The organism is Dehalogenimonas sp. W, from assembly GCF_037094495.1.
Classification (GTDB): Bacteria; Chloroflexota; Dehalococcoidia; order Dehalococcoidales; family Dehalococcoidaceae; genus Dehalogenimonas; species Dehalogenimonas loeffleri.
This window is the reverse complement of record NZ_CP146612.1, coordinates 1,005,437-1,030,035: the sequence shown is the minus strand read 5'-3', so window position 1 is coordinate 1,030,035 and position 24,599 is coordinate 1,005,437. Positions and strand designations below refer to the sequence as shown.

General features: G+C 55.3%; 21 protein-coding genes and 2 rRNA genes. 16 read left to right on the top strand and 7 right to left on the bottom strand.

Annotated features, from left to right (window positions below; genetic code table 11):
- Positions 1 to 87 precede the first annotated feature (87 nt).
- A complete protein-coding gene (locus V8247_RS05325) occupies positions 88 to 1,020 on the top strand; it encodes a diacylglycerol kinase family protein (protein ID WP_338736805.1) in 933 nt (310 codons plus the stop codon).
- Positions 1,021 to 1,254: 234 nt separating this feature from the next.
- Here V8247_RS05325 and V8247_RS05320 read toward each other — a convergent pair whose 3' ends face one another.
- Positions 1,255 to 2,460: a PatB family C-S lyase gene (locus V8247_RS05320; RefSeq protein ID WP_338736804.1), complete on the bottom strand. Its 1,206-nt coding sequence runs from the start codon at positions 2,458 to 2,460 to the stop codon at positions 1,255 to 1,257.
- 70 nt (positions 2,461 to 2,530) lie between these two features.
- Between V8247_RS05320 and V8247_RS05315 the strand changes: the two genes are divergently transcribed.
- From V8247_RS05315 to V8247_RS05300, 4 genes are all read left to right on the top strand, one after another.
- Entirely contained in the window at positions 2,531 to 2,890 is a 360-nt protein-coding gene (locus V8247_RS05315; RefSeq protein ID WP_338736803.1) for a methionine-R-sulfoxide reductase, read from the top strand.
- Positions 2,891 to 3,100: 210 nt separating this feature from the next.
- On the top strand, positions 3,101 to 4,693 hold the full coding sequence (locus V8247_RS05310) for an FMN-binding glutamate synthase family protein (RefSeq protein WP_338736802.1): 1,593 nt from the start codon (positions 3,101 to 3,103) through the stop codon (positions 4,691 to 4,693).
- Positions 4,694 to 4,811: 118 nt separating this feature from the next.
- Positions 4,812 to 6,638 carry a PAS domain S-box protein gene (locus tag V8247_RS05305; RefSeq protein ID WP_338736801.1) on the top strand — a complete coding sequence of 609 codons (1,827 nt, stop codon included), beginning with the start codon at positions 4,812 to 4,814 and terminating at the stop codon, positions 6,636 to 6,638.
- Positions 6,639 to 6,707: 69 nt separating this feature from the next.
- Complete coding sequence (locus V8247_RS05300) at positions 6,708 to 7,850, top strand: GuaB3 family IMP dehydrogenase-related protein (RefSeq protein ID WP_338736800.1); 1,143 nt, start codon at positions 6,708 to 6,710, stop codon at positions 7,848 to 7,850.
- A gap of 66 nt (positions 7,851 to 7,916) precedes the next feature.
- Here the strand turns inward: V8247_RS05300 and aroF are convergent, their stop codons facing one another.
- The 3 genes from aroF to V8247_RS05285 all read right to left on the bottom strand — a co-directional run bounded on the left by aroF (position 7,917) and on the right by V8247_RS05285 (position 12,209).
- Positions 7,917 to 8,933: a 3-deoxy-7-phosphoheptulonate synthase gene (gene aroF, locus V8247_RS05295; protein WP_338736799.1), complete on the bottom strand. Its 1,017-nt coding sequence runs from the start codon at positions 8,931 to 8,933 to the stop codon at positions 7,917 to 7,919.
- A 130-nt stretch (positions 8,934 to 9,063) separates the two neighbouring features.
- A 5S ribosomal RNA gene (rrf, locus tag V8247_RS05290) occupies positions 9,064 to 9,181 on the bottom strand.
- A gap of 73 nt (positions 9,182 to 9,254) precedes the next feature.
- Positions 9,255 to 12,209, bottom strand: a 23S ribosomal RNA gene (locus tag V8247_RS05285).
- Positions 12,210 to 12,562: 353 nt separating this feature from the next.
- Between V8247_RS05285 and V8247_RS05280 the strand changes: the two genes are divergently transcribed.
- From V8247_RS05280 to V8247_RS05240, 9 genes are all read left to right on the top strand, one after another.
- Positions 12,563 to 13,234 carry a methyltransferase domain-containing protein gene (locus V8247_RS05280; RefSeq protein ID WP_338736798.1) on the top strand — a complete coding sequence of 224 codons (672 nt, stop codon included), beginning with the start codon at positions 12,563 to 12,565 and terminating at the stop codon, positions 13,232 to 13,234.
- Positions 13,235 to 13,237: 3 nt separating this feature from the next.
- The gene (gene fdhD, locus V8247_RS05275) at positions 13,238 to 14,017 is read left to right on the top strand and encodes a formate dehydrogenase accessory sulfurtransferase FdhD (RefSeq protein ID WP_338736797.1); all 780 of its coding nucleotides are present in this window, start codon (positions 13,238 to 13,240) and stop codon (positions 14,015 to 14,017) included.
- Entirely contained in the window at positions 14,007 to 14,921 is a 915-nt protein-coding gene (gene nadA / locus V8247_RS05270; RefSeq protein WP_338736796.1) for a quinolinate synthase NadA, read from the top strand. Before fdhD ends, nadA begins: the two co-directional genes overlap by 11 nt.
- Before the next feature lie 34 nt (positions 14,922 to 14,955).
- Positions 14,956 to 15,300, top strand: coding sequence for a divalent-cation tolerance protein CutA (gene cutA / locus V8247_RS05265; RefSeq protein WP_338736794.1), 345 nt, complete (start codon positions 14,956 to 14,958; stop codon positions 15,298 to 15,300).
- Between the two features lie 42 nt (positions 15,301 to 15,342).
- Entirely contained in the window at positions 15,343 to 16,077 is a 735-nt protein-coding gene (cysE, locus tag V8247_RS05260) for a serine O-acetyltransferase (protein ID WP_338736793.1), read from the top strand.
- A 222-nt stretch (positions 16,078 to 16,299) separates the two neighbouring features.
- Complete coding sequence (locus V8247_RS05255; protein ID WP_338736792.1) at positions 16,300 to 16,707, top strand: transcriptional repressor; 408 nt, start codon at positions 16,300 to 16,302, stop codon at positions 16,705 to 16,707.
- A 3-nt stretch (positions 16,708 to 16,710) separates the two neighbouring features.
- Complete coding sequence (gene feoB, locus V8247_RS05250) at positions 16,711 to 18,699, top strand: ferrous iron transport protein B (protein ID WP_338736791.1); 1,989 nt, start codon at positions 16,711 to 16,713, stop codon at positions 18,697 to 18,699.
- Positions 18,696 to 18,890, top strand: coding sequence for a hypothetical protein (locus V8247_RS05245; RefSeq protein WP_338736790.1), 195 nt, complete (start codon positions 18,696 to 18,698; stop codon positions 18,888 to 18,890). The genes feoB and V8247_RS05245 overlap by 4 nt, the downstream gene beginning before the upstream one ends.
- On the top strand, positions 18,887 to 19,534 hold the full coding sequence (locus V8247_RS05240; protein WP_338736789.1) for a metal-dependent transcriptional regulator: 648 nt from the start codon (positions 18,887 to 18,889) through the stop codon (positions 19,532 to 19,534). The genes V8247_RS05245 and V8247_RS05240 overlap by 4 nt, the downstream gene beginning before the upstream one ends.
- Before the next feature lie 39 nt (positions 19,535 to 19,573).
- Here the strand turns inward: V8247_RS05240 and V8247_RS05235 are convergent, their stop codons facing one another.
- Together V8247_RS05235 and V8247_RS05230 are read right to left on the bottom strand one after the other, a co-directional pair.
- On the bottom strand, positions 19,574 to 19,981 hold the full coding sequence (locus V8247_RS05235) for a ribonuclease HI family protein (RefSeq protein WP_338736788.1): 408 nt from the start codon (positions 19,979 to 19,981) through the stop codon (positions 19,574 to 19,576).
- A gap of 5 nt (positions 19,982 to 19,986) precedes the next feature.
- On the bottom strand, positions 19,987 to 20,700 hold the full coding sequence (locus tag V8247_RS05230) for a C4-type zinc ribbon domain-containing protein (protein ID WP_338736787.1): 714 nt from the start codon (positions 20,698 to 20,700) through the stop codon (positions 19,987 to 19,989).
- A gap of 102 nt (positions 20,701 to 20,802) precedes the next feature.
- On the opposite strand from V8247_RS05230, the gene V8247_RS05225 reads away from it, so the two are divergent.
- On the top strand, positions 20,803 to 21,549 hold the full coding sequence (locus tag V8247_RS05225) for an NYN domain-containing protein (protein WP_338736786.1): 747 nt from the start codon (positions 20,803 to 20,805) through the stop codon (positions 21,547 to 21,549).
- Positions 21,536 to 23,065 (top strand): radical SAM protein, encoded by a 1,530-nt coding sequence (locus tag V8247_RS05220; protein WP_338736785.1) that lies wholly within the window; start codon positions 21,536 to 21,538, stop codon positions 23,063 to 23,065. Before V8247_RS05225 ends, V8247_RS05220 begins: the two co-directional genes overlap by 14 nt.
- A gap of 75 nt (positions 23,066 to 23,140) precedes the next feature.
- Here V8247_RS05220 and V8247_RS05215 read toward each other — a convergent pair whose 3' ends face one another.
- Positions 23,141 to 24,550, bottom strand: coding sequence for a reductive dehalogenase (locus V8247_RS05215; protein WP_338736784.1), 1,410 nt, complete (start codon positions 24,548 to 24,550; stop codon positions 23,141 to 23,143).
- Positions 24,551 to 24,599: the final 49 nt, after the last annotated feature.

Here is a 24,599-nt window from a genome sequence, read left to right as displayed (position 1 = left end):
TTTATACCGGCCGAAAGGACAGGTTAAATATTCGCCGTCCGGTTTATGTGATAGAATTGGGCGCTTTGAGTTTATAGGAGCACGGCCATGCCCAACAGCCTCAAGACCAAATTGATCATCAACCCGGCTGCCGGTTCCGGCACCACTGCCCGGCGCTGGCCGCATATCAAGCGTCAGCTGGACGAACTGGGTATCAATTACGAATTCATCTTCACCGAGGCTCCGGGGCACGCCATCGCACTGGCTAAAGAGGCGGCGGAGGCGCGGTTTCAAAACGTAGTCGCCGTGGGCGGCGACGGCACCATCAACGAAGTGATCAACGGCCTGCTGACGGCGGCACTGCCGATTAAACCGCTGATGCCGGTGGATCTGGGGGTCATCAATACCGGCACCGGTTCTGACTTTGTCCGCTCGCTGGGTATTCCCCGTAATCCCGACCGGGCCTGCCATCACCTGCTCAGCCGCCAGCGGCTCAAGGTGGACGCCGGCCTTATTGAATGGAAGGAAAACGGCGAGGCGAAAAGCCGTTATTTTATCAACGCTGCCGGGGTCGGCTTTGATGCCGAAACCACCTCCGCCAAGGCGAAGATATCACGCTTGCTGCGGGGGCCGGTGTCGTATATTTTAAGCGTCGGTGCTACCCTTTTCGGTTACAAAAATCGCCCGGTCAAAATAAAATGCGATGAACGCCAGGAAAATATCCACCGGGTGTTGTCCATAATCATCGCCAACGGCAGTTACTTCGGCGGGGGCATGAAAGTAGCTCCCGACGCCGAGCTGGGCGATCAGCTCTTTGACGTGCTGACCATCGGCGATATCGGGAAGGTGGAGCTGATTCAGGCCTTCCCCCGGGTCTACCGGGGCACCCACATCACCCACCCCAAGGTGAGCGTGGAACGGGCCGCGGTCATCACCCTGTCTTCCACGGAACGGTTGCTGCTCCAGGCCGACGGCGAGATTATCGGCGAAGGGGCCTTCCGGTTGTCGCTGGTGCCGGGGGCGCTGAACGTAATTATCTGATTTTATTTACACCGGAAGGAGGCATAAATGACAGAATACCAGCACGACGGCCGAGTCTATTACGCCTGCGGCCGTTGCGGCCTGACCTACACTGACAAAGCCACCGCCGAGGAATGCGAGATCTGGTGCGCCCAGGATAAGGGCTGAAACCTGGCGCTGGCGCGCCGCGCCGTAGGCGCGGTAGAAAACGGTTCGCTCAAGCTGAATCCACCGGCCGGCTGAGGGGTGCCCCTATTACCAGTCCAGTTGGTTTACCGCCAGTTCAATCCGTTCCAGCGCCTCAACCAGCGTAGCCCGGGTACAGGCGATATTCATCCGCTGAAAGCCCGCCCCGCCCGGGCCGAAGGCGTTGCCGTCATCCAGACCGACACCGGCTTGAGTGATAAAGAAATCCCGCAACTGCTGTTTATCTAATCCCAATGCCCGGCAATCCAGCCAGACTAAATAAGTGCCTTCCGGTCTAATGACTTTGAGGCGCGGGATGCGCTGCGCCGCGAAATTCATCAAGTAATCCAGATTCCCTTGCAGATATGCTGAAAGCTGTGCCAACCATTCATCCCCATAGTTATAAGCAGCTTCCAGAGCCGCCAGCGCCATCACATCGGGCTGCGGCATCAGACTGCCGCGGGCGCGCTGAAATTCCGTCCGCAGCCGGACGTCGGGAATGACAATCACCGAGGCCGCCAACCCCGCCAGGTTAAAGGTCTTGGTGGCCGACAGGCAGACCAGCGAATTCCGGGCAAACTCCTCGGAAATAGCGGCAAACGGGGTATGCTGCACCCCGTCAAAAAGCAGTTCACAATGGATTTCGTCAGAAATAACCACCGCCCCGGCGTCAATGGCAATCCGTCCGGCCTCAATCAGCTCCGGGCGGCTCCACTCCCGCCCCACCGGGTTATGGGGATTACACAGAATCATGGCTCTGGCCGGCGGGCCCGGCCGAAAGGGATTGTCCCCCGCCTTGAACCGCTGCCGCAGGTCGTCAAAGTCCATCTCATACCGGCCGTCAGTCAGTTTAAGCGGGCTGGCGCTGATCCGGCAGCCGGCGTCCGGAACCACCGACCAGAAAGGGTGGTAGACGGGGTCGGCCATGACCACGGCATCTCCGGGGTGAGTATAGGCGCGGACCGCCGCGGCAATAGCCGGAATCACGCCGGGCGTAAAGACCAGCCACTCCGGCTGCACCTTCCAGCTATATTTACGCTTCAACCGGGCGATTATCGCCTTGAGCAAGGTATTGGGCACGCGGGTATAGCCGTACACCGGGTGTTCCGTACGGCGGCGCAGGGCCTCGGTTATCGGTTCGGCCACCGCAAAATCCATGTCGGCCACCCACATGGGAATCACATCCGCCCGGCCGAAAACTTCCTTGCGGAGGTCCCATTTGACGGAATCGGTACCGGTCCGGAGAATCGGCCGGTCAAAGTCATAATGCACCATACTTACTCCTGTTGTCGTGTTGCCTGAAAAAGAGTTTATAATGTCATTATAGAACGAGGGAGGTGAAAACGTGGAATTCAATAAACTGACGTCTGCGGAAGAAGAAGTCATTCTGCGTAAAGGCACCGAGCCCCCGTTCACCGGCGAATATGAAAACACCACCGCGCCGGGAACCTACGTCTGCCGTCGTTGTAACACCCCGCTGTATCAATCCGGCAGCAAGTTCCACTCCGGCTGCGGCTGGCCTAGTTTTGATCAAGAGATTCCGGGACGGGTTACCAGAGTGCCTGACGCCGATGGTCGGCGGACTGAGATAATCTGTGCCGCCTGCGGCGGCCATCTGGGCCATGTTTTTACCGGTGAACACTTTACCCCCAAGGACACTCGCCACTGCGTAAACTCCCTGTCCATCAAGTTCATCGCCGAATAGCCCGCTGTTCTTTTGCGGTGTCTTTATTGACAATATTTGGTCTTTCTTGCCGTTTAACAACCACTCCCAACTCCTGCCTGACCACCCCGCTTTTAGACATCGCCTTTTCATATCCGGCGTTTGACAAGCATGTAATATGGTGGTAATAATAGGCCCGTAATATACGGCAGTATATTGCCGTATATGGGCATTAAAAAAGGAGATTTAATTATGAATCTACAGCGCCCCAACGGCAATGACGCCACCCAGACCACCAACCGTTCCAAAAACGTTGTCCCCATGAGCGGGTTGTGCTCCCGCTGCACCGATGACTGCACCGGCAACTGCGAGGTCTTCAAATCCACCTTCCGCGGCCGGGAGCTGATTTATCCCGGCCCGTTCGGCAGCGTTACCGCCGGGGCCGACAAGGATTATCCCGTTGACTATTCCCACTTTAATATCCAGGGTTATGCCTTTGGCGGCCGCGGCCTGCCTGACGGCGTGGTCGCCACGCCGGATACCGCCACTTTCCCGGGGGTTGACACCTCCACCGAATATGGCTGGGACGAAAAGGTTAAAATGCGCGTGCCGGTGTTTACCGGAGCGCTGGGCTCTACGGAAATCGCCCGTAAATACTGGGAGCACTTTGCCATTGGGGCCGCCATCACCGGGGTGACCCTGGTCTGCGGCGAAAATGTCTGCGGGATAGACCCGCAACTGGAACTTGACGGCAACGGCAAGGTATCCAAATCCCCGGACATGGACCGCCGCATTGAAACCTATAAACGTTACCACCGCGATATGGGGGAAATTCTAGTCCAGATGAACGTGGAAGATACCCGGCTGGGCGTGGCGGAGTATGTTCACAGCAAGCACGGTTTAAATACAATTGAACTCAAATGGGGTCAGGGCGCCAAGTGCATCGGCGGCGAAATCAAGGTTAGCAGTCTGGAACGCGCCCGGGAACTGCAGCGCCGCGGCTATATCGTGACCCCCGACCCGTCCGACCACGTTAATGTTGATGCGTTCAAGGACGGCTCGCTCAAGGAATTTGAACGCCACAGCCGCCTGGGCTTCATCAGTGAAGAGAGCTTCATGGCCGAAGTGGAACGATTACGTAAGATCGGCTTCACCCGCATTACGCTCAAGACCGGCGCCTATTCTCTGCGGGAACTGGCCATGGCCATCAAATGGGGGGCCAAAGCCAAAATTGACCTGATTACCATTGACGGCGCGCCCGGCGGCACCGGCATGAGCCCGTGGCGCATGATGGAAGAGTGGGGCGTTCCCAGCGTCTACCTCCACGCCGCCGCCCGGGAGTTTGCCCAACGCCTGGCGGATAAAGGCGAGCGGGTGCCGGATCTGGCTTTTGCCGGCGGCTTTTCCAGTGAAGACGGCGTCTTTAAGGCGCTTGCCCTGGGCGCACCGTTCACCAAAGCCGTCTGCATGGGCCGCGCCCTGATGATTCCCGGCATGGTGGGTAAAAATATCACCGGCTGGCTGGCTGAGGGCAAATTGCCGCGCACCGTCGGCCAGTTCGGGGCATCGGTAGAAGAAATCTTCGTCCACTACGAAGACGTCAAGGAACTGGTCGGGGCTAATGAAATCAAGAACATCCCGCTGGGCGCCATCGGTATCTATAGTTACGCCGAAAAACTGCGGGTCGGCCTGCAGCAACTGATGGCCGGCGCCCGCTGTTTCAATTTGCCGGCGATTTCCCGCCGCGAATTGATGTCACTGACTGAAGAATGCGCCAAGGTTTCCGGCATCCCTTACGTCATGGAAGCCTACCGGCAGGAAGCGCTGGATATCCTGGACGGCTGATTCCCAGCAAGGCCGATTTGAAGCGGGTGCCCCGATGGAGCACCCGCTTTTTTGACAAATCAGTCTCAAAAGTCCATTATCTTACCAATTTTATCGGCCGCTGAATAAGCATCAAGAAATGAAACAGGAATTTTTTAGACGCGCGGAACAGATTGCCGGCTTCGGCTTCTGGGAATTGCGGCTGGACGAAAAACGGTTTGAGGTTTCCGCCAATGCCCGCCGCATCTACGGACTGTCCCCGGATGCCCCGCTGACGATGACCGATATTCAACGAATTCCGTTGCCGGAGTTTCGTCCGATACTGGACCAGGCATTATCGGAACTGATATCGGGGGAAAAACCTTACAATGTTGAATTCAAAATCCGCCGCCCGTGTGACCAGAAGATAGCGGTGATCCATTCCGAAGCGGAGTATGACGCCCGAACCCACAGTGTCCTCGGCGTTATCTCCGATATCACCCGACGACACCAGGCGGAAGAGGAAATCCGCCGGTCAGAGGAAAAGTACCGCCTGCTGTTTAACAGTATCAGCGACGCCATTTATTTTCATGAAATCGGCGATGACGGCCGCGGCGGGTTTGTTGAAGTCAACGACGGTGCCTGCAAACTGATGGGTTATACCCGCGAGGAATTTCTGCTGCTCAGCCCCAAGGTACTGGACGACCCGAATGAATTAACTGACGCCGAGGTCGTTAAGCAGAAATTGCGCCATGACGGACATGTGGTTTTTGAGCGGATTCATGTCACCAAAGATGGCCGCCGGGTTCCAGTGGAAATAAGTTCTCAGACGGTTACGCAGGACGGCCGCACCCTGTACCTTTCCGTAGTACGGGATATCACCGAGCGCAAAACAATGGAGTCCCGGCTGCTCCAGGCGGCGGAACAGTGGCGGGCGACTTTTGATGCCATCACTACCCCGGTGTCCATTCAGGATAAGAATTACCGGATTCTGAGAGTAAATCAGGCCTTCGCCCAGGCCATGAAGATGACGCCGGGCGAACTTATCGGCAAAACCTGCTATGAAGTCAGCCACGGCACCTCGGAACCGGTTCATTCCTGTCCGCACCGAAAGACACTGGAAACCGGCCAGGCAGCAGAAGTGGAAATCCACAACGCCGAAAAAGGTACCTATACGATGGTTTCCACCTACCCGATGTTCGGCCCTGACGGCGAGGTTATCGCCAGCGTCCACATCACTCAGGACGTTACCGAACGCCGCCGCATGCAGGAACAACTGATGGTCACCAACCGGCTGGCTTCAGTCGGCGAACTGGCGGCCGGGGTCGCACATGAAATCAATAATCCGCTGACCGGCATTCTGGGCTTTTCCGAATTGCTGCTGGAATCCGCCCTGCCAGACAATATCCGCAAAGATGTGGAGATAATTCATTCGGAAGCCCGCCGGTCGGCAGAGATTATCAAGAACCTGCTGGTCTTTGCCCGCCGCCACAACCCGGTGAAAGAACTGCTTAACGTCAACGAAGTCATCCAGCGGGTGCTGGCGCTGCGGGCTTATGACACCAAACTGAACAATATTGAGGTCATCCCCCATCTGGATCCTGACCTGCCGGAAATAACCGCCGATGCCTTCCAATTGCAACAGGTTTTCCTGAATATCGTCATTAACGCCGAATTTTTCATGCTCAAGGCTCATCAGCGGGGAACCCTGACCATCACGACCAGTTACGACAAGAAGAATGACTGGGTACGAATAGTCATTACTGACGACGGACCGGGCATCGCGCCGGAGAACCTGGACCGGTTGTTTGATCCCTTCTTCACCACCAAGGAAGTTGACCAGGGGACCGGTCTGGGGTTGTCCATCAGCCACGGCGTTATCAAGCAGCACGGCGGGGCTATCAGAGCGGAAAACCAATCCGGCGGGGGTGCCTCGTTCATCATTGAACTGCCGCGGCTGGCGCCGGCAGCAGACCGACCGGAGTAAAAAACCCGTTTTTGCTTGACCATAAAAGGGCCTTGTTGCTATAATTGCTCCTTAAACAAGGAGGCCTCTATGACCCATCCCCAATTCAAAGAACTTCGCCGTTCCTACGGATTTGATGAAGTCGCCATCGTCCCGGGAGACATGACCATCAACCCGGAGCAAACAGATGTCGGGTTCAAAATCGCCGATATTGAGTTCCAAATCCCGGTAATCGCCGCAGCCATGGACGCCGTAACCGACGTCAACATGGCGATAAAAATGTCTCAGTTCGGCGGCCTGGCCGTACTGCACGGCGAGGGCATTCAAGCCCGTTATCATGACGCTGAAGCCGTCCTGGCCCAAATCGCCGAGACGCCCCAATCTGAAGTAACCGCCCTATTACAGAAAATCTACACCGAGCCGATTAAAGACGACCTCATTGCCGAGCGTGTCAAGGCCATCAAAGCCGCCGGCGGGACTGCTGCCGTGGCTATCATGCCGGCCAACGCCAAGCGGCTGGCCCCGGTCATTGCCGAGGCCGGAGCGGATATACTGGTGATTGCTTCCACTGTTACCACGGCCCGGCATGTATCCAAAAGCTATCGCGGGCTGATTTTTTCCGAATTATGTTCCAGCCTGAAAATCCCGGTGGTTGTCGGGAATGCCGTCAGCTATTCCGCTTCACTGGAATTGATGCGCGAAGGTGTCGCCGGTATTTTTGTCGGTGTCGGCCCCGGCGCCGCCTGTACCTCACGGGAGGTATTAGGGCTGGGCGTGCCGCAGATAACCGCCACCATGGATTGCGCCGCCGCCCGGGAAACCTATCTAGCTGAAACCGGCCGTTATGTCACCATTATCACTGACGGCGGCTTCAAAAAAGGCGGTGATTTCTGCAAGGCTATCGCCGCCGGTGCTGATGCCGCCATGTTTGGTTCCATCATCGCCAAATCTCAGGAAGCCCCTGGCCACGGTTACCATTGGGGTATGAGCCACCCGCACCCCTCCCTGCCCCGGGGCACCCGTATCAAGGTTGGGACCACCAGTTCACTGGAACAGATATTGTTCGGCCCCACTTCTATGGTAGACGGCAGCCAGAACTTTGTCGGAGCCTTGAAAACCGTTATGGGCGTCTGCGGGGCTGCCGACATCCGTGAGATGCAGAAAGCCGAAATGGTTATCGCTCCGGCCATCACCACCGAAGGCAAAAGCTACCAGCTTTCCAACAGCGTCTAATTACATTTCCCTGACAAATACAAAGAGGGGCATTACAGCCCCTCTTTTTTTATTATCCAGTAGTTCTTACAACGTGCGACCCACGGCAGCGGCAATGGGTTTTAGATCAGCCATCAGCTGCCGGAAATCTGACGGCGACAATGACTGAATACCGTCCACCAGCGCTTTGCGCGGGTCGGGATGCATTTCAATCAAAAGGCCGTCGGCTCCGGCAGCGATCGCGGCCTTGGCCAGTGCCGGCACCAGTGAATAATGCCCGGCCGCATGACTGGGATCCACCACCAGCGGTAAGTGAGAGTATTTTTTAATCACCGGGATGGAAGATATATCCAGTGAAAAGCGGGTAGAATCCTCAAAGGTCCTGATGCCCCGCTCACACAGGATTACCTGTTCATTACCTTCAGACAGCAGGTAGTCCGCCGCGGTCAGCCACTCAGTGATGGTGCAGGCGAAACCGCGTTTCAGCACCACCGGCCGCCGGATTTTGCCCAGGCAGGTCAACAGTGAATAGTTCTGCATATTCCGGGAGCCAACCTGAAAAATATCCACGTAATCAGCCATCATCTCGGCATCTTGTGCGTCCACAACTTCAGTAATAACCGGCAGACCGAAATTCTGCCGCGTCTTGTCCAGCAATTCCAAACCGGCTTGCTTCAACCCCTGAAAACTAAAAGGTGAGGTGCGGGGCTTAAAGGCACCGCCGCGGAGGATAACCGCTCCGGCATCTTTAACCACACCGGCTGCTTCGGTCAATTGCGCTTCACTTTCCACCGCGCACGGGCCGGCCATCACCACAAGCTGTTGACCGCCGACCTGAACGTCGTTAATAGTCACCACAGAATTCTGCTTCCGGAATTCCCGGGAAGCCAGCTTATACGGCTTCATTATCCGGGTGACGCTTTCCACCCCCGGCAGTACGGCAAACTGGTCGGTGTCGATAAAACCGGTGTTGCTCCCCAACAGGGCTACCACTACCTTATCGGTACCCAGGTTAAGCTGAACGTTCAATCCCAGCAACTTAGCTTTATCCACCACGGCATCCACCTCAAACCCGGGGGCACCGGTTTTCATTTCCACAATCATAATATACTCAGCCTCCGTTATTACTCTATCACAGTTGACCCGCGCGTTGACACCAATATCGGCCGTAATTGCCGCGGAAATACCAACAGCCCTGTCTAAAGACAAGGCTGCGAGTAAAATATAAAAAGTCTCCTGGCAATGGCATATTTTCCACAAGGGGTCGCCCCCTCAGTATCGTCTGCGCTGATGCGTTTCACGGCCGTGTTCGGGATGGGAACGGGTGGTGCCACATCGCTCTAATCACCAGAAGACTCTTTAACAATGTTAATGTGAACCTTCTAAATATCGCCTTCAAATAATTCAGTTATCTCAACTCTGAAGCAAGTCAAGCCCTTGACCATTAGTACCACTTAGCTGAACACATTACTATGCTTACACCTGTGGCCTATCAAGCAGGTAGTCTACCTGCGGTCTTATCCTTCTCGCGAAGGAAGGGAGATCTAATCTTGGAGCCGGCTTCGCGCTTAGATGCTTTCAGCGCTTATCCGTACCGAACTTGGCTACTCAGCAATGCCCCTGGCGGAACAACTGATACACCATTGGTCCGTCCTTCCGGGTCCTCTCGTACTACGGAAAGCCCCCCTCAAATCTCCGGACGCCCACCACGGATAGAGACCGACCTGTCTCACGACGGTCTGAACCCAGCTCGCGTGCCGCTTTAATGGGCGAACAGCCCAACCCTTGGGACCGATTACAGCCCCAGGATGCGACGAGCCGACATCGAGGTGCCAAACCTTGCCGTCGATGTGAACTCTTGGGCAAGATAAGCCTGTTATCCCCGGGGTAGCTTTTATCCGTTAAGCCACGGCCCTTCCACAAGGAACCGTGGGATCACTTTGCCCGACTTTCGTCTCTGCTCGACTTGTTGGTCTCGCAGTCAAGCCTCCTTATGCCAATGCACTCTACGGGTGATTTCCATCCACCCTGAGGAGACCTTTGGGCGCCTCCGTTACTGTTTGGGAGGCGACCGCCCCAGTCAAACTACCCACCAGACACTGTCCCCTGGCTTGCTCCAGGGTTAGAAACTAAATCCATCAAGAGTGGTATTTCAACGCTGGCTCCATCCCGACTGGCGTCGGAACTTCACTGCCTCCCACCTATCCTACACATGATAAACCCAATTTCAGTGCCAAGTTGTAGTAAAGCTCCACGGGGTCTTCTTGTCCAGTGGCGGGAAACCCGCATCTTCACGGGTAATTCAATTTCGCCGAGTCCCTCGTTAAGACAGCGTCCAAGTTGTTACACCATTCGTGCGGGTCGGAACTTACCCGACAAGGGATTTCGCTACCTTAGGACCGTTATAGTTACGGCCGCCGTTCACTGGGGCTTCGGTTCAAAGCTTTGCTTGCGCTAACCTCTCCCCTTAACCTTCCAGCACTGGGCAGGTATCAGCCCCTATACATCAGCTTACGCTTTAGCAGAGACCTATGTTTTTGATAAACAGTCACTCGGACCCCTTTAGTGTCACCGTTCAGAGAACGGCACCCCTTATCCCGAAGTTACGGGGCTAAATTGCAGAGTTCCTTAACGAGGGTTATCTCGATCACCTTGGGACACTTACCCCCACCTACCAGAGTCGGTTTGCGGTACGGGCGCCACTGCTTCATTGGCAACGAGGGTTTTCTTGACGGTATGGACTCAACTAGATCGTCTTGGATCTCTCCGCAACTTCCCCCGGCCTTCAACTTAACTTGGGAGTGGATTTGCCTGCCCCCAAACGCCTTTGACCGGTGACACACCATGTCCAATGGGTATGCCTAATCTATCCTCCCGTGTCACCCCTTTGCCTCCACAGCGGCGGTGCTGGAATGATGACCAGCTGTCCATCGCTCTACGCCTTTCGGCCTCGGCTTAGGCCCGACTAACCCTACGCGGATTAACCTTGCGTAGGAAACCTTAGGTTTACGGTGGGTGTGTTTCTCACACACCTTACGCTACTCATGCCGACATTCTCACTTCCCCACGCTCCACCGTCACTCACGTAACGACTTCACTGCGAGAGGAACGCTCCTCTACCATCACGACGAATCGTGATCCATAGCTTCGGTAACAGACTTGAGCCCCGTTGGATTGTCGGCGCAGAACCACTTAACCAGTGAGCTATTACGCTATCTTTAAAGGATGGCTGCTTCTAAGCCAACCTCCTGGCTGTCTGTGTAGTCCAACTTCCTTTACCACTTAGTCTGTGCTTAGGGACCTTAGCTGATGGTCTGGGCTGTTTCCCTTTCGACTACGGAGCTTAGCCCCCATAGTCTCACTCCCGGACTTGAGCTTATGGCATTCTTGGTTTGGTTGAATTCGACAGGATCTCTCCCACCTAGTCCATCCAGTGCCTTACCTCCATAAGCGAACATCCGAGGCTGTACCTAGATACATTTCGAGGAGAACCAGCTATCCCCGGGTTCGATTGGAATTTCTCCTCTATCCACAGTTCATCCGACAACTTTGCAACGTTGACCGGTTCGGGCCTCCACTCCGAGATTATCGAAGCTTCACCCTGACCATGGATAGCTCACCCGGCTTCGGGTCTAATCAGTGCAACGCAACGCCCTATTCAGACTCGCTTTCGCTACGGCTCCGCAACGTAGTTGCTTAACCATGCTACACAGATTAACTCGTCGGCTCATTCTTCAATAGGCACGCCGTCACTCTTCCGAAGAAGAGCTCCGACTGCTTGTAAGCGCACGGTTTCAGATCTATTTCACTCCCCTCTCGGGGTATTTTTCACCTTTCCCTCACGGTACTAGTCCACTATCGGTCATCAAGAGTATTTAGCCTTGCCATGTGGTCATGGCTGCTTCCCACAGGATTCCGCGTGTCCCGTGGTACTCAAGATCAGATTGAGGAGCCTAGCTCTTTCGTTTACCGGACTATCACCGTCTATGGTGGCTCTTTCCAGAGACCTTCAACTAGAGTTCGGTTTGTAACTCCTCTGCCCGTCTAACGCCGGACATAATCTGTCTTACAACCCCCCGTAAGCTTAGGCCGTTAAACCACTTAGCTTATGAGGTTTGGGCTGTTCCCTTTTCGCTCACCGCTACTAAGAGAATCTTGTCTTTTCCTCTGGGTACTGAGATGTTTCACTTCCCCAGGTTGCCTCTACTCAGCCTATGTGTTTAGCTGAGAGTGACCAGGTTTTACCTGGCCGGGTTGCCCCATTCGGAAACCCCCGGTTAAGCTTGCTAGACAGCTAGCCGAGGAATATCGCAGTCTTGCCGCGTCCTTCATCGCCCCTTGATGCCAAGGCATCCACCGTGCGCTCTTTCCCGCTTGACTTGCTTCAGATTTGAGATAACCTTACTATTCTTTGTTGGCGATATTCAGTTTTAAAGGTTCATTATAAATAAGAAACGGCCTGGTGTTTATCACCAAGCCGTCTTGGTTAACACCGTTTCCTGCGCTCTATGTTGCTCTGTTGTTTATCATCATATTTTCAAACGCGAAGAGAATAATAGCATAGCCCACCAAACCATGTCAAGGGTACAGTCAGCTTTAGCGCAACTCTTCTGCGACTTTTTTTTAGCAAAATCTAAAATCCGCCGCCCGGTCTCGGCGGGGCTTGCCTTACCCGGCTTGGGATATCTATAATGCCATTATCTTCCTTATATAACAAAAATGATGGAGCGTACATGGCAGAAACAACTTCACCCGTAAAAACTCCTGAATATTACAGCGTATCTTTCTGGCGGCGCTGGTCCCGGCTCTATGACCGGGTGGTCACCATCTCTTTCCTGCCCTTCGGCGGCGAAAAACGTTTCCGGCAGAATTTCGTCAATATGGCCGGGATTAAATCTTCCGACCGGGTGCTGGATATCTGTTGCGGCACCGGCTCCACCACGGCCATCATCGCCCCTGAAGTGGATCAGGGCCACGTTACCGGTGTGGACCTATCCCCGGATATGCTGGCGGTGGCCAGGAAGAAGGTCGTGGCTTCCTGGGTCAGCTTTCAGCTCGCCAGCGTGGACAGCCTGCCTTTCAGCGACAATTCCTTTAACCACGTCATCTGCTCTTACGGGCTGCACGAAATTCCGAAGGATATCCGGGCAGCCGCTTTAAAAGAGGTATTGCGGGTACTCAAACCCGGAGGTAAATTCCTGACGCTGGATTACCACCTGCCCCGTTATTTCCCGGCCCGTCAGACCATCGGCGCCTTTGTCCGCGTGTTTGAACATGACATCGCCTATAAGATGATGCGGGGCGAACTGGCGGCTGAAGTGGCGGCGGCCGGTTTGAATCTGCAGGAAAAGAAAACGCCCCTCGGGGGCATGTTTCAAATCATCTCCGCCGACAAGGACCGCTGATCCATGGAAAACACCGTGTCGCTGTCAATCACCCGAATCAACGAAAACTCACCCGAATCGCTGGAGGATGAGGTGGTGCGGGAAGCGGCCCTGACTATTTTTTTCAACGATACGGAACTGGTCACCATGCTGTGTTCCCCTGCGGAAGAACGTTATCTCGCCGCGGGATTTCTGGCCGCCGAAGGCCTGATAGAAAACGCCGGGGATATCCTGTCGCTGACCCTTGATGAGACCCGCGGGATCGCACGGGTCATTGCCCGGGACCGGGGCGAAGCCGGACGAATCTGGAAGCGCTTCATCTCTTCCGGTTGCGGCCGCGGCGCGACCTTTTATTCCGCCGCCGACGTCGCCAGCCCACCGGTGGAATCATCGCTCACCGTCCGGCCCGGACAGATATACCGCCTGATGCGGGCGTTTCAGGAGCAAAGTGAAATCTTCAAATCCACCGGCGGCGTCCATGCCGCGGCGCTGGCCTGCGGTGATACAATTGAACTGTTCTCCGAAGACATCGGGCGGCACAACGCCGTGGATAAGGTTTTCGGCCGCTGTCTGCTGGATAACATCGCCACCGGCGATAAGATGTTACTGGTCAGCGGCCGGATATCATCTGAAATACTGTTGAAAACCGCCCGACGGCGTATGCCGGTACTGGTTTCCCGCAGTGCCCCGACCGATTCCGGCGTCAAACTGGCGGAAAAGCTGGGCATCACGCTCATCGGTTTTGTCCGCGGGCACCGGATGAATGTGTATGCACATCCGGAAAGGATTGATTATGCAGAATAATACTGACATTACCGCCCGAATCAACGCGCTGAAAAAAGAAAAAAATGCCGTCATTCTGGTGCACAACTACCAGTTGGGCGAAGTCCAGGACATCGGCGATTTTGTCGGCGACTCCCTGGAACTGGCGCAGAAAGCAGCCGCCACCGGCGCCAAACTCATCGTATTCTGCGGAGTTCATTTCATGGCGGAAACGGCCGCCATCATCGCCCCCGGCAGTAAGGTAATACTACCGGACAGCCACGCCGGCTGCCCCATGGCCGATATGATTGACGCGGCCGGATTGCGCCGTATGAAAGACGAGTTGCCGGGCCGTCCGGTTGTTTGTTATGTCAATTCCACCGCCGAAGTCAAGGCGGAAAGCGACATCTGCTGCACCTCCGCCAACGCCGTCAAAGTCGTCAGCAGCCTGCCGGACGACGAGATTATCTTCGTGCCGGATCAGTATCTGGGATACTATGTGCAACAGCAAACCGGCAAGCATATCCATTTTTGGCCCGGTTACTGCCCCACCCACGCCCGGATACTGCCGGAACATATCCTGGAACTCAAGTCCGAGCACCCGAACGCCCCGGCGGTTGTCCATCCGGAATGCCGTCCGGAGGTAACCGCGGTAGCTGATGAGGTACTCTCCACCGGCGGCATGATCCGCTTTGCCCAACGCCCGGAAATCAGCGAACTTATCGTCGGCACCGAAATGGGCATTATTCACCGGCTCCGCAAGGAAAACCCAGGCAAGCGCTTTTACCCGGTTTCGGAGCAGGCCGTCTGCCCCAACATGAAACTCATCACTCTGGATAAGATACTGACCGCTTTGGAAACAGAAAGTCACGCAGTATCCGTGACGGAAGAAATAGCGGACCGAGCAAGACTCACCATTGAGCGGATGCTGGCGATCAAAGCCTGACATCGCCTCCGGTCCGAACCCAGGGAGGGCCATTATGGATAATTGCCGGCACGTCGTGGTGTTCATCACCGCCGCCGATACGGAAGAAGCCCGGCTGATTGCCCGGGTTCTGCTGGAACAGCGCAAAGCCGCCTGTGTCAATATCATCAACGGCGTCAGTTCCATTTTCCGATGGCAGGAACAGGTGACCGACGAGACCGAAAACCTGCTCATCGTCAAGAGCACTTCAGCTTTGCTGGCTGACCTGATTGAAACGGTCAAGGAAGTTCATTCCTACCAGACTCCGGAGATTATCGCACTGCCGGTAATCGGCGGCAGCGGGGAATACCTGAAATGGCTGGATGAATCGGTCGGGCCGGAGAACGACGCGGCGTCATAGTAAATCCGGCTGCGTCAGGCGTATAATAACCAGAATAAAACCATGTTTAATACCATACGGGAAGATATCCGCAACGTCTATGCCAAAGACCCGGCCGCCCGGGGCTTCTGGGAGGTTATCTTTACCTATCCCGGTCTCCATGCATTGTGGGGCTACCGGCTCAGTCACTGGTTCTGGAAGGTCAGATGGCATTTCCTGGGGCGTCTGTTGTCTCATATCGCCCGCTTTCTGACCGGAATTGAGATTCACCCCGGCGCCACCATTGGCCGCCGTTTTTTTATTGACCACGGCATGGGCGTGGTTATCGGTGAAACGGCCGAAATCGGCGACGATGTCCTCCTGTATAAGGGCGTGGTGCTGGGCGGCACTTCACTCTCCAAAGGCAAGCGGCACCCCACTATCGGCAATAATGTGGTGGTCGGCTCCAACGCCACGGTCCTGGGCAATATTCTCATCGGCGAAGGCGCCCGCGTCGGCGCCGGGTCGGTGGTGGTAAAAAACGTACCGGCGGGGGCGACGGTGGTCGGCATCCCGGGACGAGTGGTGGATGAGCACAAACCCCAAACGGTCACGGACCTTGAACACGGCAGACTGCCGGACCCGGTAGCCGAGGCCGTACGCTATATCATGGCCGAACAGGCCAAGATTGAGAAACGCTGCGCGGCACTGGAAGAATTGGGCGGCATCATTGCACCGGTTGACGACCTCAAGGAAAAACGCCGGGAGATTGAACGGGAGTTTGAAGACGGTGAGTTTGATGAAGGCGGCGGTATTTAGCTGCCCACCGTTCAGTCCCGAGCACAAGGAGTGGCAGCCACGAAGATGCCAGTCCGGCCGATTAGTAGCGCGTAAAACATACTGCTGAACCAAAGCTTCGGCTGTTTTTGCCATGGTTCTCTTTTAAATCCCAGACGGCATTTGACCCCGCGGGATGCTGCTGATATACTTATTGCAAATGATTAGCATTTGCTTTTCAATTCCCGAAGACATGGAGGCAGTATGACCCCGCTGGGTAACACCGAACTGAAAAGTACCGGACAACGGGCGGTAATCCTGGAGATCATCCGTCGGGGCGGCGGGCATCTTGATGCCGACGAAATTCATCAGCGCGCCAGAAAGCAATTGCCCCGGCTGTCGCTGTCAACCGTTTATCGGGTACTGCAAAAATTCAAGGAAAACGGGCTGATAGAGGAGCGCCACCTGGACGAGAACCATCACCACTACGAGATTTCCCGCCGGGATGAGCACCATCACCTGATTTGCTCCGGATGCGGCAAGGTTATTGAGTTCAGCCTGCCGGTCGCCGATATAATCACTGCCCGTATCCCCGCGGCAAACGGCTTTGAGATCAAAAATTGCGAAATAAACCTCTCCGGGCTCTGCCCGGAGTGCCGGCAGAAAGCATAATCCATGTCCACTTGCCACAATCCATCATCTGAACCAGCGGCTGCCGCCGGCACCCTTAAGGTCGCCCTGGTAGGCAGCCCCAATGTCGGAAAAAGTTCTGTCTTTCACAGTCTGACGGGTCGCCGGGTAGTCATTTCCAATTACCCCGGAACTACGGTGGATGTCTTTCGCGGTCGGACCAGTTTTAACGGCCATCACGTGGAAGTCGTTGATACCCCCGGCATGTACTCCCTGCATTCCATCACCGAGGAGGAAAGGGTCGCCCGGGCAATCCTGTTACAGGAGAAACCGGATGTGGTGCTTCATGTGGTGGATGCCAAAAACCTGGAGCGGATGCTGCCCATCACCTACCAGCTGATTGAAGCGGGGCTCCCGGTAATCCTGGTGCTGAACATGATGGACGAGACGCAAGCCCTGGGAATTGATATTGATACCGACCTGCTGTCCATTGAACTTGGAGTGCCGGTGCAGAAAACCGCGGCTAATCTGGGCCGCGGCATCAATGAACTGAAGCAGGCTGTCCTTAACTACCAGCCGGTCTGCCTGAATCTGCCGGTATTTTACGATAACACTATTGAACAGGCCGTGGCTGCGCTCCTGCCGTTGGTTAAAAATCAACCGGCGGTCCGCAAATTGTCGCCCCGCGCCATCGCCTTGCTGTTGCTTCGGGACGATACCCAGATACTTCAATTACTCACTGATGACGGAGCTGATATCAAAGCCATTGAGAAAATCATCAGCGAAGTCCGTGCCTCAATAAACCAGACCCCGGCGTATCTGTTGGCGGTCAGCCAGCAGCGGGCAGCCCAGCAAATGGTCCGAAAGGTCATGACCCAGCGGGCGGACGACAAGCCGCCTTTCCGGGAAAAGCTGTCCCGCGCCATGATGCACCCCCTGTCCGGGAGTCTCATCCTGGCAGCGGTGCTGATGGTGATGTATTTCTTCGTCGGCGTCTTCGGTGCCGGCACGCTGGTCGGCTGGCTGGAGGAAGTCGTTTTCGGCCAGTATATCAACCCCTGGCTTCAGGATGTTTTAGGCAATCTGATTCCGGTAAAAATTATCGCCGACTTGTTTATCGGCGATTACGGCGTCATCACCCTGGGCCTCACTTATGCCATCGGTATAATCCTGCCGATTGTAAGCACCTTCTTTATCATCTTTTCCATAATTGAGGATTCCGGTTACCTGCCCCGGTTGGCCATGCTGGTAGACCGGTTATTCAAGTTCATCGGCTTGAACGGCCGCGCGGTGATCCCCATCGTCCTGGGGCTGGGCTGCGACACCATGGCCACCATCGTCACCCGAACCCAGGAGACCAAACGAGAGCGCGTCATCACCACCCTGCTGCTGGCACTGGCGATTCCCTGCTCTGCTCAGCTGGGTGTTATCTTCGGTATCTTGTCGGTCTCAACCGGCATGATTCTAACCTGGCTGGGAGTGGTGCTGCTGGTTTTCCTGCTGGTTGGCTACCTGGCTTCCCGTTTGATTTCCGGAGAACGCGCCAGTTTTTACATGGAAATCCCCCCGTTGCGCCTGCCGCGTTTAGCCAACGTGCTGACCAAGACCTATGCCCGGCTGGAATGGTATTTAATGGAAGTCATACCCTTCTTCCTGCTGGCCAGCGTGGTATTGTGGGCCGGCGACGCGGTCGGACTGCTGGATATACTGATCAACGCACTCAAACCAGTCATTGAATTCGTCGGCATCCCGGCTGAGGCGGCGGTGGCCTTTATTATCGGCTTTTTCCGCCGTGACTTCGGCGCTGCCGGATTGTATGACCTGGCCACCGAAGGTATTCTGTTTGGTAACGGGCTGCTGGTTTCAGCGGTGGTGATGACGCTCTTCGTACCCTGTATCGCCCAATTCATGGTCATGATTAAGGAGCGTGGCTGGAAAACAGCCCTGGCTATCGCCGGATTTATCTTCCCCTTCGCCTTCCTGGTCGGCCTGGTGCTTGACCGGACTTTAAAATTGCTGGGGGTTAATCTGTGACCACAAACAATGAAACCATGAAGTGCCCCTACTGCGGCCACGAATTTGACGCCGCCGCCGGAACTGCTTTTTGCGGTTCCTGTCCGGTTGGTAAAAATTGCCGGCTGGTACGCTGTCCTAACTGCGCCTATGAAACACCGGCTGAGTCCCGGCTGATTTCAACGATAAGGAAACTGAGGAGAAAACCGTGAATATTGATGAGCATGGCGAAGAAATACTGGAAGCGCTCTGGATAAAGACCCTGGAAGAAAAGACCAGTATCGGTGCTGACGAATTCCGCGGTCGGCAGACACTGGCCCAGCTGATTGAACACGGGTTGGTCGTCAGCGCCGGTGACGGCAGCCTGTCGCTGACCGAAAAAGGTCTTCCGGAAGCGCGCAGCGTAGTCAGGCGTCACCGTCTGGCGGAAAGACTGCTTTATGACGTTCTGGGGACGCGTGACCGGGTGATGCATGACAAGGCCTGTAAATTTGAACATCTACTGGACAAGGGGCTGGACGAAAACATCTGCGTTCTGCTGGGACACCCCAAGGTTTGTCCGCACAATAAACCGATTCCACCCGGTAAATGCTGTGAACAGGCTTCCACCAAACCGCACAAACTGGTTTCGCCGCTGTCGGAACTGAAACCCGGGCAAAAGGGGAAGGTGGCCTACTTGTACGCGCCGGAGGCCGGTAAGCTGCAAAAGCTGATGGCCATGGGCATACTGCCCGGTGCACCGGTTAAACTTATCCAGACCTTCCCGTCTTATGTATTTCAGGCCGGCAACAGCCAGTTCGCCACCGACCGGGAGATCGGCGATGCCATTTACGTCAGATTAACCGAGGAAAGTTGAACTACGCCAAACGGTTAACATCATAGTCAAGGGGTGAAATCAGTTAATTTTGCCGTCCAGCGCCCGGTTGGCCAGGGCATCGGCTTCGCGGTTGTGCTCACGGGGAACATAGCGGTATTTTACGCTTTTGAATTTGACTTCCAGAGCCTTAACTTTGGCATATAAAGGTGCCAGACCGGCATTTTTTACCCGGTACTGACCGCTAAGCTGCTTAACTACCAGTTCTGAGTCAGCTTTAAGCAGGAGTTCATCGGCCCCCAGTTTATGCGCTTCTTCCAACGCTACGATAACCGCCGCGTATTCGGCCTGATTATTAGTCAGGCGTCCCAGACAACGGCTGACTTCCAGGACTATCTCGCCGGCTGGATTTTTTATAATAACCCCCAGCGCGGCTGCGCCGGGATTGCCGCGGCTGGCGCCGTCGGAGTTGGCAATAAGTTGCGTCAAATGAATTACTCCAAAAATAAAATACGGCCACATGATGGGCAGCCGACTACTTCGCCGGCGCGGGCGCGATGCATCCAGGAGGTGGTCACAGCAATACCGCAACCCCGGCAAACGCCCTGCTCCAGACGGGCCACCGCCCGGCCTTTTTGCTTCTTCAGCAGATCATACTGAGTATTGACCGCCGGGGATAATTCCGCCGACAATTCCTGGCGATGTTTTTCCAACCCGGCTAACTCCGCCTCAAGTTTGGTCAGTCCGGCGGATAATTCAACACGGCGGCGCGACAGGGCTTCTTTATGCCGCTGTAAAGCGATTTCGGCGTCATCAATGGCCTTTTCAGTTTCTTCAATGGTTTCCATCAGGCTAAGTTCCTGTTCCTCACCGGGTGCCCGATGGCTTTTTAACAGATCTATGTCCTTCTGCAGCGCCGATAGTTCCTTGGGACTGGTGACCCGCCCGCTGTAGAGCTGATCCTCGTGGTGCTTGATACGGGCCGAAAAGTCATCAACTTCCGCCGCTATCTCCCGCAGATCATGACGCAGTTTTTCCAGGTCGTCCTTTTTAGCTGCGATGGCGGCACGCTCCACGGCCAGCGGGTCGGCCGCCAATTCAGCCTTAAACGCTGCCGCCTGCTGACGCCGTTCAGCAAGGGCAATGTCGGTTTCCTGCAGTTGGGACAGCAACCTGGGAACGCTCATGGGTATATTGTACGGTTTCAAGACCGCTTAATACAATCCGTCTGTCATCGTGTCAATGGACGGGCGTTAGTAATTCCTTTCCTGACGGCTTATAATGAACATATTGACACAGGAGGTATTTCCTTGACCGACCAAGATGATCGCGTCATGATTTTCATTGACGGGTCCAATATGTATCATTCACTAAAAGCCCATTTTCATCGTTCGGATATTGACCTGGCCCAGTTCTGCGCCAAACTGGTCGGCAAACGCCGGTTGGTGCGCATTTATTACTACAACGTGGAAGTCGGCCAGCGGGAGGAGCCGGAGCGCTACAAGGACCAGCGGGTTTTCTTTGACGGTGTTGAAGCGATGCCCTATACCGAATTAAGATTAGGCAGGCTGGTCTATACAAGCGGCTGGCCCAATACGCCGCCCTTTGAAAAAGGGGTGGACGTGATGCTGGCCACCGACATGCTGACCCACTGCTTCAAGAACAATTACAACACCGGCATTCTGGTGGCCGGAGATTCCGACTTCGTCGGCGCCCTGCAGGCAATCAAGGATTACGGCAAACACGTTGAAGTCGCACTTTTCGGTGAAGAGCGCACCTCCGTACCGTTGCGGAAAGTAGCCGACGTGGTTCACGTCATTGATGGTAACATGCTCCGGGGTACCTGGAAAACACCGGGTCCGCAACGCTCCCGCCGGGCCCGTCGGCCACGGCCGCAGCAACGCCCGGTGAATAAAGACGATAACACTCAAAGTACGCCAGCGGTGAACGGCAACGGAACGACTACCCCGGCTCAAACACCGTCATCTCCAACTCCCAATCAACCACCGCCTTTTCCGCCGCTACCCCAGCGGGGCAACCCCGATGGTCTGGAATAGGGCGCTCAAAGACCGTTTTGAAGCCGAGTCCGGCGCTGTCCTGAAAGATTGGGGCGGCCAAGTGCCGGCGGCGATCGTCTTTCCGAACAATTACCGTCTCGGCATGTCTAACCTGGGCATACATGCCCTCTATAAGTGGTTTAACAACCGCGAGGATTTTCTGGCCGAGCGCGTCTTCTGGGATGAGCAGGAACTGTCAACCAGCGGGGCTCTGTCGGTTGAAAGCCGCCGCCCGTTAACCGATTTCAGCGTTCTGGCTTTTTCGGTATCCTGGGAACTGGACTATTTTAATATTCCCCGGATTTTACGCGCCGCCGGTCTGCCGGTTTACGCCCGTGACCGGGACGAATCCCACCCCCTGATCATCGGCGGCGGTGCCACCCTGACCGCCAATCCCGCCCCGACTGCGGCCTTTTTTGATGCCGTCTGCATTGGTGAGGCGGAAGCGATACTACCGGGATTGCTGGATACCCTAAAAACCGGTGGCACCACCCCGCGTCACCAACTTCTGGCCCAACTGGCAACTCTGCCCGGCATATATGTGCCGGGGCACAGCAAACACGCGGTCAAGAGGCTCTATACGGCCGATATGGACAGCTTCCCGGTCAGCACCCAGGTATTTACCGATGATACTGAATTCGGCGACATGTACCTGCTGGAAGTTCAGCGGGGGTGCCGTTTTGCCTGCCGCTTCTGTCTGGTGGCCGGGGCTTTTTGCCCCTTCCGCTGGCGTTCAGTTGAGGTGTTGCTCAGTGAAGCCGCAAAAAACCTGAAGTACCGCAACCGGGTGGCGCTGGTCGGCCCGGTGGTGAGTGAACATCCGCAGATATTGGAGCTGCTGCGATGTTTACGGGAAATGGGCTTCAGCCTGTCAATGGGTTCCATGAGAGTCAAACCGATTTCCACTGAGGTGATTACCGAACTGGTAAAAGGCGGCGTAAAAAGCCTGACCATTGCCCCGGAAGCCGGAAGCGACCACATGCGCCGCGCCATCGGCAAAGGGTTTTCCGACGATGATGTGGCTGAGGCGGTCGGCAAAATCGGCGCCGCCGGTATCCGGCAGCTGACCCTCTACGCCATGGTCGGCCTGCCTGAAGAAAAGGATGAAGACGCAGCTGATCTGGCGGCGCTGGTACTCCGCTGTAAAGCTGAGGCAGACAAATACCGGTTACTCCTGTCCCTGAATGTTTCCGCCTTTGTCCCCAAACCTCAAACTTCATTTGAACGGCAACCGATGGCCGCTGCTGCCGATATCAATCGGCGGTTTGAGATGCTGAGCCGGAGTCTGGCGCCCCGGGGCGTCAAGGTCAAACCGGACAACGTGGATTGGGGGCTGGTTCAGGCCGCCCTGTCCCGCGGTGACGAACGCCTGGCAGCAGTAATAGAGACAATGGACCGGATGTCTCTGGCCGGCTGGCGGCGGGCGATGAAACAGCAAGGGTTGTCAACCGAAGATTACGCCCACCGGCGTTATGATGATAATGAGGCATTGCCGTGGGGCGTGGTGGAGATGTAGCACTGGAAAACCCGAAGGGGGATGGCTTTGAGCCATCCCCCTTCTATTCTTATAAACAGCCGTGATACGGTAACACTACCAGTTAAATTTACCGGCACCATTGATGGTATCGCCCTTGAATGTTGAAAGGTCTCGGGTCCACCAGGCTTCCATTTCATCCTCAGAACGCACTTTTCCGTATCCAAAGGTTCTATCCATTGTGGCAAAGAAACCGTTAAAAATACCGGTATTGCCGGCGACAGCCCTGACAACCGGATGAATAATGGCCTCGGACGGATGGTTAAAGGGGCAGGTCGGTTGACAAATTCCGCAGTTCACCGGAGCGCCGAAACCGGAACAGGTATCCCAGTTCATCCAGAAGGCCTTGATACCAGGATTATTACGGGGCACTACCGTATCCCAACTGGGCTCATCGGACATGTCAATTGACTGACTCGGGCAGACCTCACCACAACGTTTGCAGGTATTACAAAAGCGGTGACCGCCAAAATCAATCGGTTTGGTCGGGGCTAAAGGCATATCAGTAATCGCCGAATCAGCGTAGCGGCTGCAAAGCCCCCAACCGGGGCTCATGCGATAGTGAGGCCGCCCTTGCTCGGAAAGGCCAGCAAAAACGCCATAAGCAGTATTTTGCGATGGCATCATACCACCAGGCCTGAGAGCATAGTATCCCAGTCCCTTGATAAAAGAAGTGGCGCGGTTCCATACCGATCCGGCCCAGTCATAACCCTGCATATCCATTCTGCCCAAAGGCACAGATGAACCGTAGCCGCTGAGAGTATCAGGGTTTTTGGAATACCCAAACGTGCCCTGACTTTGAGTCATCTGACTCTCCCAAACCACGAGCCATTTGCATTTGTTGGGTATATGGTACAGTTTCTGTTCATCCTGGAACGGTTCATCAATATCTTCCCACACGCACAGTCCTTTATTGAACAAGCGCTTCATGTGTTCGTTCAATTCAATCACCCCGACCGCCGGTGTGCCGAATGAATGAAAGGCAGCCCTCAACACCTGAAGGTTATAATCGGAACTTTCATTATACGGAACAGCATTATCACCTTCTGAAGGTTTCCAGTAACTGTTGGAACCGGTCCACGGCACGCTGAAGTTAAATTGACCTGAGGCGGAGTACCATGCCATGCCGCGCCGATCATAACCGGGCAGCCTCCCTGCAAGTCCCTCGGACTTGTCTTTGGCCACCCGTGCCTGAGTAGCCGCCCTGACTGCATCCGAGACCGGCACTGCGGGGTGAGTTTTAGGGTCATATGCCTGATAAACATCCCAATCTACTTCAGTAGTAATGTCCTCATAATCCCGTTCCCTGATCCACCAATCACGCTTTTGTTCATACGAACCGACTAACTCGTCCAGGTCATGAAAACCGGGAGTTGCAGCCGCCGCAACACCTAACCCGGCGCCGGTCAACCCGAGTCCTTTCATAAAATCACGGCGGGAAATTGTTGAGTGGAACCTGACTGTCATTTTCTTTCTCCTTAAGGTAATTTATTCTTACATGTAATAATACACCTCA

Excerpts from the sequence above, each read along its gene's own strand:
- V8247_RS05310 (WP_338736802.1), top strand. The coding sequence starts at position 3,101 with ATGAATCTACAGCGCCCCAACGGCAATGACGCCACCCAGACCACCAAC.
- aroF (WP_338736799.1), bottom strand. The coding sequence starts at position 8,933 with ATGATTGTGGAAATGAAAACCGGTGCCCCCGGGTTTGAGGTGGATGCC.
- V8247_RS05325 (WP_338736805.1), top strand. The coding sequence starts at position 88 with ATGCCCAACAGCCTCAAGACCAAATTGATCATCAACCCGGCTGCCGGT.
- cutA (WP_338736794.1), top strand. The coding sequence starts at position 14,956 with ATGGATAATTGCCGGCACGTCGTGGTGTTCATCACCGCCGCCGATACG.
- V8247_RS05255 (WP_338736792.1), top strand. The coding sequence starts at position 16,300 with ATGACCCCGCTGGGTAACACCGAACTGAAAAGTACCGGACAACGGGCG.
- feoB (WP_338736791.1), top strand. The coding sequence starts at position 16,711 with ATGTCCACTTGCCACAATCCATCATCTGAACCAGCGGCTGCCGCCGGC.
- V8247_RS05280 (WP_338736798.1), top strand. The coding sequence starts at position 12,563 with ATGGCAGAAACAACTTCACCCGTAAAAACTCCTGAATATTACAGCGTA.
- V8247_RS05305 (WP_338736801.1), top strand. The coding sequence starts at position 4,812 with ATGAAACAGGAATTTTTTAGACGCGCGGAACAGATTGCCGGCTTCGGC.
- V8247_RS05320 (WP_338736804.1), bottom strand. The coding sequence starts at position 2,460 with ATGGTGCATTATGACTTTGACCGGCCGATTCTCCGGACCGGTACCGAT.
- V8247_RS05215 (WP_338736784.1), bottom strand. The coding sequence starts at position 24,550 with ATGACAGTCAGGTTCCACTCAACAATTTCCCGCCGTGATTTTATGAAA.
- nadA (WP_338736796.1), top strand. The coding sequence starts at position 14,007 with ATGCAGAATAATACTGACATTACCGCCCGAATCAACGCGCTGAAAAAA.
- fdhD (WP_338736797.1), top strand. The coding sequence starts at position 13,238 with ATGGAAAACACCGTGTCGCTGTCAATCACCCGAATCAACGAAAACTCA.
- V8247_RS05300 (WP_338736800.1), top strand. The coding sequence starts at position 6,708 with ATGACCCATCCCCAATTCAAAGAACTTCGCCGTTCCTACGGATTTGAT.
- cysE (WP_338736793.1), top strand. The coding sequence starts at position 15,343 with ATGTTTAATACCATACGGGAAGATATCCGCAACGTCTATGCCAAAGAC.
- V8247_RS05220 (WP_338736785.1), top strand. The coding sequence starts at position 21,536 with ATGGTCTGGAATAGGGCGCTCAAAGACCGTTTTGAAGCCGAGTCCGGC.